Origin of the sequence: uncultured Paraglaciecola sp., from assembly GCF_937123705.1 — a bacterium.
Taxonomy (GTDB): domain Bacteria; phylum Pseudomonadota; class Gammaproteobacteria; order Enterobacterales; family Alteromonadaceae; genus Paraglaciecola.
The window spans coordinates 120,687-134,815 of record NZ_CAKZKO010000037.1; the positions used below are offsets into that span (position 1 = coordinate 120,687).

The 14,129-nt window shown below is 43.4% G+C and carries 10 protein-coding genes; 3 read left to right on the forward strand and 7 right to left on the reverse strand.

Annotated features, from left to right (window positions below; translation table 11 throughout):
- Positions 1–35 precede the first annotated feature (35 nt).
- The 6 genes from Q0688_RS05625 to Q0688_RS05650 form a co-directional block, all read right to left on the reverse strand.
- Positions 36–785, reverse strand: coding sequence for an NUDIX domain-containing protein (locus Q0688_RS05625; RefSeq protein WP_299074034.1), 750 nt, complete (start codon positions 783–785; stop codon positions 36–38).
- A 2-nt stretch (positions 786–787) separates the two neighbouring features.
- Positions 788–1,825: an MBL fold metallo-hydrolase gene (locus Q0688_RS05630; protein ID WP_299074036.1), complete on the reverse strand. Its 1,038-nt coding sequence runs from the start codon at positions 1,823–1,825 to the stop codon at positions 788–790.
- Between the two features lie 102 nt (positions 1,826–1,927).
- A complete protein-coding gene (dgcA, locus tag Q0688_RS05635) occupies positions 1,928–2,968 on the reverse strand; it encodes an N-acetyl-D-Glu racemase DgcA (RefSeq protein WP_299074037.1) in 1,041 nt (346 codons plus the stop codon).
- A complete protein-coding gene (gene dgcN, locus Q0688_RS05640; RefSeq protein WP_299074038.1) occupies positions 2,965–3,963 on the reverse strand; it encodes an N-acetyltransferase DgcN in 999 nt (332 codons plus the stop codon). Before dgcN ends, dgcA begins: the two co-directional genes overlap by 4 nt.
- Before the next feature lie 77 nt (positions 3,964–4,040).
- Positions 4,041–4,958 carry a LysR family transcriptional regulator gene (locus tag Q0688_RS05645; protein WP_299074040.1) on the reverse strand — a complete coding sequence of 306 codons (918 nt, stop codon included), beginning with the start codon at positions 4,956–4,958 and terminating at the stop codon, positions 4,041–4,043.
- Between the two features lie 11 nt (positions 4,959–4,969).
- On the reverse strand, positions 4,970–6,688 hold the full coding sequence (locus tag Q0688_RS05650; RefSeq protein WP_299074041.1) for a Na+/H+ antiporter NhaC family protein: 1,719 nt from the start codon (positions 6,686–6,688) through the stop codon (positions 4,970–4,972).
- A 242-nt stretch (positions 6,689–6,930) separates the two neighbouring features.
- On the opposite strand from Q0688_RS05650, the gene Q0688_RS05655 reads away from it, so the two are divergent.
- The 3 genes from Q0688_RS05655 (at position 6,931) to Q0688_RS05665 (ending at position 12,614) form a co-directional block, all read left to right on the forward strand.
- Entirely contained in the window at positions 6,931–9,771 is a 2,841-nt protein-coding gene (locus Q0688_RS05655) for a TonB-dependent receptor (RefSeq protein ID WP_299074043.1), read from the forward strand.
- A gap of 99 nt (positions 9,772–9,870) precedes the next feature.
- Complete coding sequence (locus Q0688_RS05660; RefSeq protein WP_299074044.1) at positions 9,871–11,034, forward strand: M14 family metallopeptidase; 1,164 nt, start codon at positions 9,871–9,873, stop codon at positions 11,032–11,034.
- Complete coding sequence (locus tag Q0688_RS05665; protein WP_299074045.1) at positions 11,034–12,614, forward strand: amidohydrolase family protein; 1,581 nt, start codon at positions 11,034–11,036, stop codon at positions 12,612–12,614. The genes Q0688_RS05660 and Q0688_RS05665 overlap by 1 nt, the downstream gene beginning before the upstream one ends.
- 122 nt (positions 12,615–12,736) lie before the next feature.
- Here the strand turns inward: Q0688_RS05665 and Q0688_RS05670 are convergent, their stop codons facing one another.
- Positions 12,737–14,083, reverse strand: a complete 1,347-nt coding sequence (locus Q0688_RS05670; RefSeq protein ID WP_299074046.1) for an MFS transporter — start codon at positions 14,081–14,083, stop codon at positions 12,737–12,739.
- Positions 14,084–14,129: the final 46 nt, after the last annotated feature.

The window sequence follows — 14,129 nt, forward strand, 5'->3', positions numbered from 1 at the left end:
TTACTTTGGATCAAATTATATCAGGTAATAAATCTTTATTTCGGCTCATTATTGGCTAAAAAAACTTCATGTTTAAGAGCCGAGAACTGACTGATATCTAAGGTAGATTTGCCTAATCCTGTTGTGTTTAATAGTGATTTAATCAAATATCTGTTGAATACGCTATTATTGTTATCATCTAGGTAGTCTTGTGGCTGTATCCATTTAGCATCTGCAATTTCGTGAGTATCTTGAATATCGATTTGGGTCGACATAGGATTCAGCTTACATACTAGGTATATATTGGACTTTCCAAAGCGATAAGGGTGAGTGCTGGCCATGGCTAAAATGGCGCTAAAAGTCGTGTAAACTCCCGTTTCTTCTAACACTTCACGGATCACCGCATCTTCAATTTTCTCGCCTAATTCGAGGTGTCCTCCCGGTAATTTATACGTTGTGGCATCCCGCTCGCGGATCACTAATATCTCACCTTGAGCATTTTGAACAAAACCACCCGCCCCTATGGAATGGGTGGGGGCGAAAGGGGCAAGATCATCCACTTGAGACTTATAAATTAAAGTCACTTCTGCGCTCAAACAGTTATGAAAAGTAAAACCGAGCTTAGTGGCTGCGTCAATTAAATGGGCTAATTCTATAGGCAAAGTTAACCAAATAACCGCCTTATTATTTACCTTTGCGTGATTCAATAAAGCCCGAAGTTGTAGCGCAAACACTTGGATATCTTCAGGCAACTGCTTGCTGTCGATTATCACACCATTAAAATTATTGTATTCAAATGCTAACAAAACTACTCACTGGTTTTAAAAACGAAATGGCCATCGCTATTAATTTCTCGGCTCGCGCCACCTGAGAAATACAAGTAATTAAGGTGGGAGAACGCCTCAGCAATAGCAAAAAACATATTCTGATCACTTAGCTTGCGTTTAAACAACACAGGTAAACATTGCTCAATAGTTTTACCTTGCACGCAAAACGCCCTTAGATTATCTAAATGCTGGTGATGATGACTGATAAGTTCTTGTACCCTAGTATGTAAACCGTGAAAAGGCCTTTTATGGGAAGGCAACACTAAGCAATCTGCTGGTAACTGAGTAAATTGCGGTAAAGTATCTAAGTACAGTTGCAATGAGTTAGCATCGGGCTCGGTACTGTAGACCCCAATATTCGGTGAAATACCCGGTAATACATGATCTCCCGATATCAATATGTTGGTGTCGGCATTAAACAAACACACATGCTCAGGGGAATGACCTCGGCCAATATACACCTGCCAATCATGCTTACCTATGGTCAGTTTATCGCCTTGCTGCAAGCGATAAAATTGTAACGGAATAGGCCGAATAACCTGCCCTACTCCTTTGCTGTTTTTACGATTTTTACTGGCGTTTTCCACATAGTCTTTTGACATGCCACAGCGCACTAAATACTCGTCATCTTGCCAATCAGAAGCACCGCGAGCGCCAGCAGATAAGGCCCGGGCGGTAAAATACTCGGCCTGGCTCATAAACAAGGGCACTCGAAATCGCTCCACTAAATACCCTGCCATACCAATATGGTCTGGGTGCAAGTGAGTGACTATGACCTTAGTGATGGGTTTATCTAAGGTATCCAGTAAAGTATCCCACAATGCTTCTGAACGGCTGGTTCCTATACCCGTATCAATAACCGCATAGCCTTGTTGTCCATTGTGATTATCTTCAAGTAAATACAGGTTGATGTGGTCAAGATCGAAGGGCAATGGCATACGAAGCCAAAATATTCCTTCGGCCACTTGTTGTAGCTTGCCTAATTCGGGTATTCCAGTATCTATAAAAGTGACGTGCATAGAGTTTCAAATATAAATTTCGAGATGACTATTAGACCCAAAAATTCACGCAACTTCCAAGCATCATTATGTATTGATATCTATCAAAGAAAAATATCGGGGTTATTTATGTGGTTTGGTACTACTTAGGCTAGCCAACTCTGGATCCACAAAGGCTGCCTCTCCACTTCCCCACAAAGCAGACGGAATGTCCGACATGACTCCATTATCGAAACTAAAGTGACTGGCGCGATCTTTGGCCACCAGCAAAGGCCCATCAAGATCCACATAGTCCGCTAGACCGCACAATGTATAAGCGGGGGCCATAGCAAGGGAGCTACCTACCATACAGCCCACCATAATTTCAAAATCTAATGACTTGGCTTTTGTTAACAAATTAGCCGCTTCGGTTAAGCCGCCGGTTTTATCCAGCTTAATATTAATCGCATTATACTTACCCACTAAATTAGGCAAACCATCAGCCCCATGACAAGACTCATCGGCGCAAATCGCAATAGGAGATTGAAAACCTAGCAGGTCGTCATCGAAGTCTGCCGGTAGGGGTTGCTCAATCAAAGCCACATTGCAGGCTTTTAAAGGTTCAACTATTTGTGCAAGCAATTTTATGTCCCAAGCTTCGTTGGCATCCAGAATAAAACGGCTCTGTGGACAGACTTGATGGATTGCCTGCATCTTGGTTACCACAGAGTCCGCATCTAATTTGACTTTAATAAGAGGTGCGTTACTGAGTTTTTTGGCTTCCTCGTGCATTTTTTCTGCACTATCCACACTGATGGTTTGCGCTGTGATACAAGAATTAATTGCCGGAAGGTTTAATAGCGTACCGACAGGCGTTGCACGTATTTTTGCGGTTAAATCCCAAAGCGCACAATCCACAGCATTTCTGGCAGAGCCTGGGGCAAGCATAGAATTAAGCCTTGCATGATCTTCGACACTCGAAAGCCGCAGCGCCTTGATTTGTTGCACAACACTATCAATAGACTCGCCGTAACGGCCATAAGGCACCGCCTCTCCCCAACCAATAAAAGTCCCGTCGCTGATGACTACTACTACCACTTCGGCGCTGGTTTTAGCCCCGCGGGATATTCTAAAAACTTGGGCTAAAGGCAAGGATTGGTGAAAAACCTGAATATTTAAGCTCATAGGAAATTGTCCAAAATAGTTTTCATCTCATGCCTAAAAGGGTCGGCTACCGGTAAACCTAGGCGCTGTGACAATTCATCACATTGTTGCAAGGCCTGTTGTTCATTTAATGCAGAGGAATTCACCGACACACCTACTACCTTAGCTTCAGGGTTGGTTAACCTTGCCGCCGACTCATTTAGTGCTATGGTGTGTTCAATTGTTGGCACAGCGTATTGAGGTAGTCCTCGCATATGGGCCCGTCCAAAGGCATGGCATATCACTAGCGCATCAGCTTGAGCGCCATGTAACAAACCTAAGCTTACTCCGGCAAAGGCGGGGTGCGATAACGAGCCCTGCCCTTCTATAATATCCCAGTGCTCTGGCTGGTTGTCGGGCGACAAGGACTCCACCGCGCCAGAGATAAAGTCTGACACCACACAATCAATTGCCACCCCGCCGCCACTGATTAAAATGCCGCATTGGCCTGTTGCTCGAAACGTACTGGCTACGCCACGATTATCCATGGCCTTTTTCAGGCTAAGAGAGGTATACATTTTACCCACAGAGCAATCTGTGCCTACCGTTAAGATGCGCTTACCTGTTCTTTTGGTACCTGTACCTGTGCGGAATTTATCCTTGGGATGGCGAAGGTCAATCAATTGTCTGTTTAGTAACTGGGCTTTGGTTTTGATAACTTCGATATCAGACAACTTATCATGCAAACCACTGACAATATCCAGCCCAGCATCGAGCGCTTCAAGAATAGCCGGTACCCAAGCCGAGTCTAAGGTGCCACCGCTATTGGCAAAGCCTAAGACAAAACTTTTAGCCCCTAATTGCGCCGCGTGTGCAATGCTCATATCAGGTAAACCCGTGGTCACCGAGCAGCCAGGCAGAGTAAATTCCCCGACGCAGTGTTCAGGACACCAATCGGCAGCACTTCGCGCCATTTTAATACTTAATGGGTCAACAGCATCGCCGATAAAAAGAAGGTAAGGAGACTTAATATTCATGGTTAGGCTCATTTATTGGAATAAATTAATTGCTATGATAGGCGGATTGATTGTAATAAAAAGTACCATCCGTTTCACTATTCATAACCCTGGGTTATGGCGGTTAAAGCCTGTACTTGTTGCACTTCAGTTTTAACAAATTCGGTAAATTCTTCACACACTCTGGGTAAAGGCTGACTGTCAAGATATAACCCTTTAAGTTGAATCGGTAATGAAGGCTCAAAGGAAGCCATACTGGTGTTATCAGATAAATTACCTAGGGCGGTGTATTTGTCTATGGTGCAGCAACCTAGCCCCTGTGATACCAACTTAGCGGCAATAAAATAGGTATCCACTTGCAGTGAACTTTTTATCTGAATATTACTTCTGGCTAAGTGGTTCCATACTAAATCACCGAGTGGGCCGCTGCCCCAAATGCCAATTAATTCAGTATCAGCCAAATCCTCAATAGCTAATTTTTCAGGCTTATGGGGGAAAACCTCATCTGGATATAAGACAACCATCTCACTTTCGCCTAAATCAAGTTCTTTAACACCGGGCATAGATGGCGACGAATACAACAGGGCCAGATCACATTTGTGCTCTATCAGTGCTTGCAGGGCTTCTTCGTTGTGAAGGGTTTGCAACTTAAAACGCACCTTAGGATGGCGTTGCCGAAATTTAGCAATGGCCTTAGGCAAAAGGTCAAATCCCAATGCCGGCGACAGTGCAATATTGACTAATCCGTCGGCACTGTGCTGAATGTTTTCTGACATTTTTCGAATAGAATGAATTTGTTTATAGATTTTATCCACATCAGAAAACAGCATGTTGGCTTCGGCCGTGGGGATAAGTTTGCCTTTGGCTCTTTTAAATAATTGAAAGCCCAATTGTTGCTCTGCATGGGCCAATACCTTGCTTACCGATGGCTGCGACACATACAACAACTTGGCAGCATTAGTGATTGAGCCCGTGGTATAAATCGCATGGAATATTTCAATATGCCTAAGGCGCATAATTTATCTCACTAAGCCCAAATAAGCGTACAAAGTGTCCACAATATTGCGGCAATGAAAGCGGCAATAGATGCGGGGACAATTTGCGATTTAACGTGATCCATCAAGTCACAGCCTGTGGTCATGGCACTTAAAATAGTGGTATCAGATATAGGTGAACATTGATCGCCATATACACTGCCATTTAGCACTGTGGCAAAACAAATCGCCATATAAATTTCTGGATTAGCCAACATCTGCGAATCGGCAATCCCCCAAGCAAGAGGCATTGCCAAAGGAAAGGCTATGGCATAGGTACCCCAACTGGTGCCTGTAGAAAAGGCAATAATCATGGTTAACACTTGCAGCAATACCGGCAATAACCAAAAGGGGATTTGATTACCTAGCAGATCGATTAAATACAAGCCGCCACCAATTTCTTTACTGATCCCACCTATGGTTATGGCTAAAATAAGTACCACAGAGGCCACCACTACCCCTTTAAAACCATTGCCCATACCGTCTAAAAGGTCGTGTAAGCTCATGCCTTTATACAAAGCAATAGCACTCGATAATAATAACGCACTGCCAAAAGCCCAGTTAACTTTAGGGGTACCGAAGGCAACAAAAGTGCCTATTGCGAGTGTCATTAATAATGCAAGTGGAAGAATAAATTCCAAAACATGGGGTTGGTACTTTTCAGGTACTTGGGGAACAGATAATTCTTTGGCACTCATGGGGTGGGCATCTGGGGCGTCCAACTCACCGGTTTGCTCGGCACGTTTTTTGGCATTGCGGATCCTCGCACCAGAAAACGTGGTGATATTAAGGCTTAACAATAACGTGCCCACTACTGCGAATATGCCGTAAAAGCTAAAGGGAATACTCGAAAAGAAAAACTTGATGCGGTCGGCTTCGGTAGCCAGAAACGCCACGCCCGGCACAAAAATTAACGCTTGAATATAAGCAGGCCACGCATTAAAAGCCAATACTGATGCAATGGGCGAAGCCGTTGAGTCCACGATATAACTCATTTCTTCATGACTAATATTGGCTTTATCGGCCAAAGGTTTAACCGTAGTGCCCACTAAAACGGTGCTGACGGTACCCCCTTGGAAAAAAATCACCCCTAATCCCCACGTCACTAACTTTGCCGAGCGCGGGCCGCTAACAAAATGTTTCGTCATAAAGTCGGCAAAGGCTTGGGCCGCGCCCGTTTTTGACCACACCCCCATCAAACCGCCTAATAGCCATAAGTACAGCAGCAAAATAAGTGCGGCGCTATCACTGGCCATGCTGGGTTGTAGCACTTTGTCGGTAATATCGTAACGCCCCAACATCACCGCACCTATGACAGTGCCTCCTAACAAAGCAGTAATGGGCTCCTTGGTGAGCAGGCATAACCCAATGGCCACAATAGCCGGTAAAATCGACCATAACCCATAATGAAAGCCCGGCTTTAACAATACCGGTTGCTGATTTTCGTCAAACACCCATTGTTGTGAGATGGCAGGTTTGTCGGTTAACTGGTTTAGTGCCGCCTGACGAAGGGGTGATTGCTGATAGTCGATTATGTGGGGAATAATCACTTCGGTGTCTTTAAATTTATAGGCGGTTTGGCCCGATTGATTGGTATAAGTATCGTACAGATAGCTTTGTTCTTTCCAGGTAGGATGGGTAAATTGATCCACGTAAATCGCAGAAAAAAGCGCGATAATAAACAGTATTAGTCCAGCTTTATTAGCAGTCAAACGTCTCACTCCAGTCAAAAAAATGATTTATTTTAGTTATTTATCATGTGAAATGGTCACCTTAAGCTATCACGACAATCACCTATTGTGGTGTGACATTACAGCCGCAAGGCATAACCCAAGGTTATGACCCCATCATAAACCGTTAATTGATTTTTAAACACTATTTACACATGGTTAACATCGAAAATCACTCAAACACACGCGCAATAACAACACATAATAAATAGTCGGGATCAGCAATGAAAATAACGAAACAATTTAAAACCACCCGTTCGCTACTCACCTTAAGTATATTCGCTGCCTTGTCGGGCTTAAGTGTCACAGCCAACGCCCAAACAACAAATGAACAAGAACAATCAGTAGAAAAAATTCAAGTATTGGGATCAAATATAAAAGCCAATAGAGACATAGGTGCGCTGCCCGTTACCATTATGACTGCAGCCGATATTGAAGACACCGCGGCTATGTCGGGTGACGAGTTAATCCGCTCAATACCGCAAATGGGCGAAGTCAGTTTTGGCGCTTCGACCGGAAATGGCGGAGTAAACGATGCCCGTGGTGACGTGTCATCGATTAATTTACGAGGTGTGGGCACAGGCAATACCTTAACGCTGCTAAATGGCAGACGGCTAGTGACCCACCCAGGCACACAATCTGAAAACTTTGTGCCGGTATCTACTGTTAATGCCAACGCCTTACCCGTTTCTGGATTACGTTCGCTACAAATTTTACGTGATGGTGCTGCCGCTATTTATGGCTCTGACGCCGTGGCGGGTGTGATTAACTATCAATTAAATGACGATTACACTGGCAATAAAGTGAGCTTGTCGTATGGGGGATCAGAAGGTACAGATTTAAATGAACTGACCTTTAATTATTTAACCGGATTCGATTTTAATGACGGTAAGTCACATTTAACCGCGTCGCTTAGTTATTATGATAGATCCGGCATGATGGCCTCAGAACGCTCTTATTCTGCCAGTCATGATTTGCGCGACTACCCTACTCTTCCAGAAGACTTTATCGGTGATACCCAGTTAGATAATCGCACCACTGCAACACCTTGGGGTGATTTCACCTCTGATAGCCTAGGTCGTTTTCATTTACAGCCCGACACAAACTCAGGGTGTGTAACCGATTTAGGCAATGGCATTTGTGCCGATAGTGGCAGTTTTCCAAGAGATTTAAGATTTGACCGAGGCACGACTCGTTCTCTTGTTTCTGACGTCGACCGCCTCAACCTTTACACCTATTTAGTGCATGAACTCGATAATAATATGGATCTGTTCTCAGAAGTCACTTATTACAGCGCCACCGCCAAAAGAACCAGAGAACAAACTCACAATTTAACGGCGCAGCGTTTTTCGATTTCTGAGAACGCCGCGTTTAACCCCTTTGGTGAAGATGTCACCCTGAGAAGTTACAGAGCAGTCGATACCGGCCCGCGAAATGTTGAAGTAGATGATACTAGCTTTAGAATTTTAGCAGGAATAAAAGGTGACTTTGGCGACTGGGATTGGGAAAGCGCCGCATTTTATACCAAAGCAAAAACAGAAGACGTGGCCAATAGGATCCAAGCCAGCGCATTTCAGGCCGCCGTTAATAACACCGACCCAGCACTGGCATACAATATATTCACAGGCGGCGATATCAATAACCCGAACGCTGGTGACAGTACACTTAACCCTCAAAGTGTCATCGATCAATTTATGGTTAACGTATCTAGGGATGCAGAAACCAGCCTAGCCTCGGTGGATTTTAAAGTCAGCAATAGCGGAATATGGAGCGCACCGGCGGGAGATGTCGGAGTGGCTATGGGTCTGGAGTTTCGCCGCGAGACATACGAAGACGATAGAGATGACTTATTAGACGGTAGTGTTCCTTTTGTTGATCAAAATACCGGCGTAACCTTAACTAACAGTGATGTGTTAGGCAGTAGCCCCACACCCGACTCAAAAGCCAGCCGCAACATTAGCTCCGCATTTGTAGAATTTATTGTACCGATTCTAGACACTGGCTCACAATACGCCGAAGTGCAACTTGCTGCCCGTTATGAAAACTTCTCTGATGTAGGAGATGCATTAAAGCCTAAAATAGCCGCGTTTTGGGAGCCTGCAGATTGGTTAAGTCTTAGGGCATCGTATGCCGGTGGTTTTCGTGCACCGGGTCTTCCTCAAGTATCTGCCGAAGGTGTGCCTCGCTCAAATAGCTTGTATGATCCTGTACTAGACACCAGCTACGGCATTGTTGATATTCGTAGTGGTACCACAGATCTCAAACCAGAAAATGATGAGAACACCTCATTTGGCATAGTGTTAGAGCCCTTAGATGGATTAACTGTGACTGTTGATTCTTGGAAAATAGAACAAGACGAATTAGTGGGTATTTTACCTGGTGCATCGCATTTGCTGTACGACTCATTACTAAGAAGCCAAGGTTCAAATAACAGCGCAGTGATCAGAGACGCCGTTACAAACGAAGTGGTACACATCAACAACGACTACCTTAACCTTGGAGTCAGAACCATTGAAGGCATCGATTTTAGTGTCAATTATGATTGGGCGACAGATATAGGAAAATGGTCTTTTGCCTTTAATGCTGCCAACTTACAGAAGTTTGAACAAAATGCCGATGCCATATCTGCACAACTGATTGCCGCACAAGAAGCGGGAGACCCTTCAGTTCCAGCCGATAGAACCGTGGCCGGTGCGGGCGACTTGATAAAAGAAAACGGCCGCCCTGAATGGCGTGCCAGAGCCTCATTAACTTGGCGTCACAAGCAATGGGGCGCGGGTATTAATGGCAATTATGTGAGCGAGATCATAGACACCAGTACCACAGCGACCATTAATGGCGTGGTCACCACCTTACCCATTGATAGTTTTGCTCGGGTTAATGTGTATCTAGATTACCGCTTCCAAGAAGAGGGTTACTTAGAAGACAGTAAAGTACGCTTTGGAATACGCAACATCGCCGATAAAGAGCCACCTTTGGCCGACGAGTTAGCACATGGTTATTTTGGTTCTTTGCATTCAAATAGAGGCCGTTACCTGTATATGAATTTCAGCAAAGATTTCTAAAACCTCTTTGTTTTGGCCTGTTACTATGGTGGCAGAGATCACTTACTTGACCCATCTTAGATGGGTCATCTTCGTTTAAAAATACTTGGAGTTAAAGCCATGAGAGCGTTACTTTTAATTGGGTTGTTATTGTTAGGCAATGGCCTAGCACAGGCTTGCGAGTTTTCCGATGTTAGCTTTAAATCAGACTTTGAAATGGCCAAATTGGATACCTGTAGCCAATTGTCTGATGGCGCATTTATGTTAGAAACCACGCCCGAAAACCGCCCCATCAATCATAGTCCTTGGTACGCCTTTAAAGTGTTGGCTAAAAAGCCAAAAGACCTTGAAATTAATCTGCGCTTTGATGGCGAGCGCCCTAGATATCTGCCAAAAATAAGCCACAATGGCCGCGACTGGAGCAATATAGATTTTGACCTACATGACGGTGTGATGACATTTTATGTCAAAGCCACCACAACGCCACTATGGATAGCGGGACAAGAGTTGTTTGGCAATCAAAAATATAGCGATTGGTTAGACGAGTTAGGTCAAAATAAAGCTTATCAACGCTTTCAACTTGGAAAATCAACCCAAGGGAGACCGATTGGCGCACTGTTAAGCACCCAAGCTGATAACAAAGAATGGCTGATTTTACTTGGCCGTCAACACCCACCTGAAGTCACCGGTGCTTTGGCGATGTTACCTTTTACCGAAATGGTGTTGTCAGACAGCCCATTAGCGCAAAAATTTAGGGCGCGTTTTAATATTTTTATGGTGCCTAATCTTAATCCTGATGGCGTAACCAATGGCCATTGGCGTCATAATGTTAATGGCATCGACTTAAACCGCGACTGGAAAAATTTTAATCAAATTGAAACCAGAATCGTGCGGGACAAGCTCAATGAAATTGTCGCCAGTGGCGGCAAAATGGTGATGGGTGTGGACTTTCACTCTACCCAGCAAGATGTGTTTTATACCATTCCCACTGACTACACTGTTGCCCCTAGTAATTTAGTAGAAGATTGGTTGGCTAAAGTGAAGAAAAACACCGCGTCTTCTTTTGTGGTGCGTAACAAACCCGGTGTGAGTCCTGGTCGAGGCGTATTTAAACAATATTTTACCGATACCTACAAAGTGCACGCTATCACCTATGAAATGGGCGATAACACCAATCGTAAAATGATTACACATGTGGCAAAACAAGCCGCAAATACTTTGATGGAAACCATGTTGGCCACCCCATCCAGCGCTTTTTACTTTAAAGATAAGACATCTCAATAATGAAAAACCTTGCCGTTGTTTGTTTATGCTTAGCATTATTAGTCGCTTGTTCAAATCAAGCTAATACCCAAAGCCAACAAGTTGATCTGTTGATCCATTCAGGCACAGTATTCGACGGCACAGACAGCCCCGCCAAACAAATAGACATTGCCATCTGCGGCGAAATAATTTGTGGATTAAGCGCATCCGGTGAACAGCACTATCAGGCCAGCCAGCAAATAGATGCTACAGGACTAATCGTCAGTCCGGGGTTTATCGATCCGCACACTCATTCTTATCAAGAATTAAAAAGCACAGATAAACACCAAAATCTGAATTATTTGTTTCAAGGTGTCACTACAGTTATCAACGGCAATGATGGCGATGGACCGGTAGATATCTCTGCAAGCCTTCAGAAATTAAATCCTAATGGTATAGGCACAAACACCGCGTTTTACGTGGGTCACGGCAGTTTACGCAAACAAGTGATGGGCAAAGCCAAGCGCCATGCCACAGTCGCTGAAATAGAAAAAATGAAAGCCTTACTAGACACCGCCATGCAACAAGGCGCATTAGGTTTGTCTTCTGGTTTGTATTACGTACCGGGAAGTTTTGCATCTAAAGAAGAAGTGGTAGAACTCGCTAAAGTCGCAGCTAAATACCATGGCATTTACGACACCCACTTAAGAGACGAAAGCACCTTCAACATTGGCTTTTTGGCGGCACTAGACGAAGCCATCGACATTGCTAAGCAGGCTAATATTCATTTACATGTTGCCCATATTAAAGCGCTTGGTGTCGATGTTTGGGGGCAGAGCAAAGCGGCTATCGAAAAAATCAACCAAGCTAGGCGAGCTGGCGTCAGTATTTCTGCCGACCAATACCCATGGCAAGCTTCAGGTACCAATGTTAGAAGTGCCGTGGTGCCCAAGTGGGCCATGGCCGACTCTGAAACAGCCTTTCTAAAGCGCCTTGACGATCCTACATTAGGCCAGCAAATCAAAACCGAAATTAAAGAAAACATTCGACGCCGAGGCGGGCCTGATGCCTTGCTCATCACCGCATCAAAAAACACCGAGCTTTTAGGGCTCACCCTTGAACAACTCGCTCAAAAACTGCAAAAATCCGCGGTAGACACCGTTATCTACTTAGTTAGAAACGGTCGAACTCGGGTCGCATCTTTCAATATGAATAAAGACGATATTATTGCCTTTATGCAGCAACCTTGGGTGGTCACCTCTTCCGATGGCACCAACGGTCACCCCAGAAAATACGCCAGCTTCCCGCAGAAATACCAAGAGTTTGTAGTCAAATCTAACACCCTATCCCTACAACGATTTATCTACAGCAGCACCGGTCAAACCGCTGGCATATTGGGTATCAGTGATAGAGGCATACTCAAAACAGGCAAACAAGCCGATATTGTGGTGTTTGCTCCCAAACAATTTACCGCAGCAGCAGATTTTAAAACATGGAACCGCTTATCAAAAGGTGTGCAACATTTGCTGGTTAACGGCCAGCAGGTTATTACACATGGGAAATACACAGGTAAACGAGCTGGGCAATTTGTTAAATTAAAACGCGAGGCAATTAAGAAATAAAAAGTCTATCCAGAGTTGTGACTCTCTATGTTAAGAGGCGGATTAATCCTTAAAGTAAGCAGGTGTACAAAATTTTCCCTTTGCTCTCAATATCTTCAAAGAAACATTTATTTTTACTGATATTAAGTTGCACTATCTTGATAGATTTTGTCGTTGTTACTATTCAAATCATTAACCTGATTTGAATTAATTTTACCTAATTTTCGCAACAAACCAATGCAAGTAATACTTCCCACCAAAGAAAACAATAATATCGTGAGAAACACATCATTGATTGTTGACTCAACTAATTTTGAGTCCGCCACATAGTCATTAAATTGTAACACCCACCCAACAAAAGCTAATGACAACCCATGACAAATTTTATTCGTTAAGGTGTAGAATCCAAAAATACTCAAATCGTACCTTCGTAGGTTTTCTCTAGGAGAATGATCGATTGACATTGGCAATAAAACCCAATTGAACATATATATTCCCCCTAATGCCGCTCCTGCCAAAAAACAAAAGGCATACAATTGCAGATGATTTGATATACCAACTACAGCAATCAGAAGTGAAAATATTAGAAAAACGTTTGCTAAGATTGATGTCTTCCAAACATCTAACAAATTGTTCGCACAATACATCCACATGAAAAGAAATACAGCTTGAGAAAAAGACAAAACGGTTAGTGCAACACCTCCTTTTGATTCATCAAACAGTCCATATTTTGCAAAATATATAATTCCACTTCCTAAGGCATGAGTTGTAATTGAAGTCACAGCGGTAACGGAAAATACGATAAGCACTGCCTTGTTGAACCAAAGTAATTTTAGTAATTCGAAAAACTTAAACTCAGTCAGGGATTCTTTTAGGTGAATAATAGATACTCGCTTAACTGCGTTAAGACAAATTGCCATAATCAACAAGAAAAAAATGGAGAACAATAAGGAAGCGTGTGAGAAGTTTCCCTGAATCGATTGCACATTATCATTAACTAAGAAATCTACTGAAAAAGCAGTCACCAACAATCGCCCAAGAGAACTAAAGAATATTCTCATGGCAACAATATTCGTTCTTTGACGGGCATCAGTAGCAATAAAAGAAAGCAAACTATTGTGAGGAACATCAACTATGGTGTATGCGGTTCGATAAAAGAGAAGTACTAAAGTTGTATACAACAACATGAACTCTTCAGGTATATGATGAGCATTAAAAAAGCTAAAAACAGCGATGGCAGTACAGGGAGAGCCGACTAAAAAATACAATTTAACGGTTGAAAAATGCTTTCTTAGTTTGTCAATTAGTATGGCTATCCATGGATCAGTTACACCATCCCAGACCAAGGATATAAGTATCAAATTGCCTGCAATTAGTGCAGGTATTCCTAACACATCTGTTAAATAGAATAATGCAAAATAGTCAAATAATGTGGCAATTGAGGATTTGCCCATATTTCCCAGTGCATACTGCCCATGCTGAAACCGCAAAACAACTCCTATATCGAAACACTTTCGATATTTAATGACTCAAAAT

What these genes read in the sequence shown, in the direction of transcription:
- Q0688_RS05630 (WP_299074036.1), bottom strand. Translation starts at nt 1,825, where the DNA reads ATGCACGTCACTTTTATAGATACTGGAATACCCGAATTAGGCAAGCTA.
- Q0688_RS05655 (WP_299074043.1), top strand. Translation starts at nt 6,931, where the DNA reads ATGAAAATAACGAAACAATTTAAAACCACCCGTTCGCTACTCACCTTA.
- Q0688_RS05665 (WP_299074045.1), top strand. Translation starts at nt 11,034, where the DNA reads ATGAAAAACCTTGCCGTTGTTTGTTTATGCTTAGCATTATTAGTCGCT.
- dgcA (WP_299074037.1), bottom strand. Translation starts at nt 2,968, where the DNA reads ATGAGCTTAAATATTCAGGTTTTTCACCAATCCTTGCCTTTAGCCCAA.
- Q0688_RS05660 (WP_299074044.1), top strand. Translation starts at nt 9,871, where the DNA reads ATGAGAGCGTTACTTTTAATTGGGTTGTTATTGTTAGGCAATGGCCTA.
- Q0688_RS05645 (WP_299074040.1), bottom strand. Translation starts at nt 4,958, where the DNA reads ATGCGCCTTAGGCATATTGAAATATTCCATGCGATTTATACCACGGGC.
- dgcN (WP_299074038.1), bottom strand. Translation starts at nt 3,963, where the DNA reads ATGAATATTAAGTCTCCTTACCTTCTTTTTATCGGCGATGCTGTTGAC.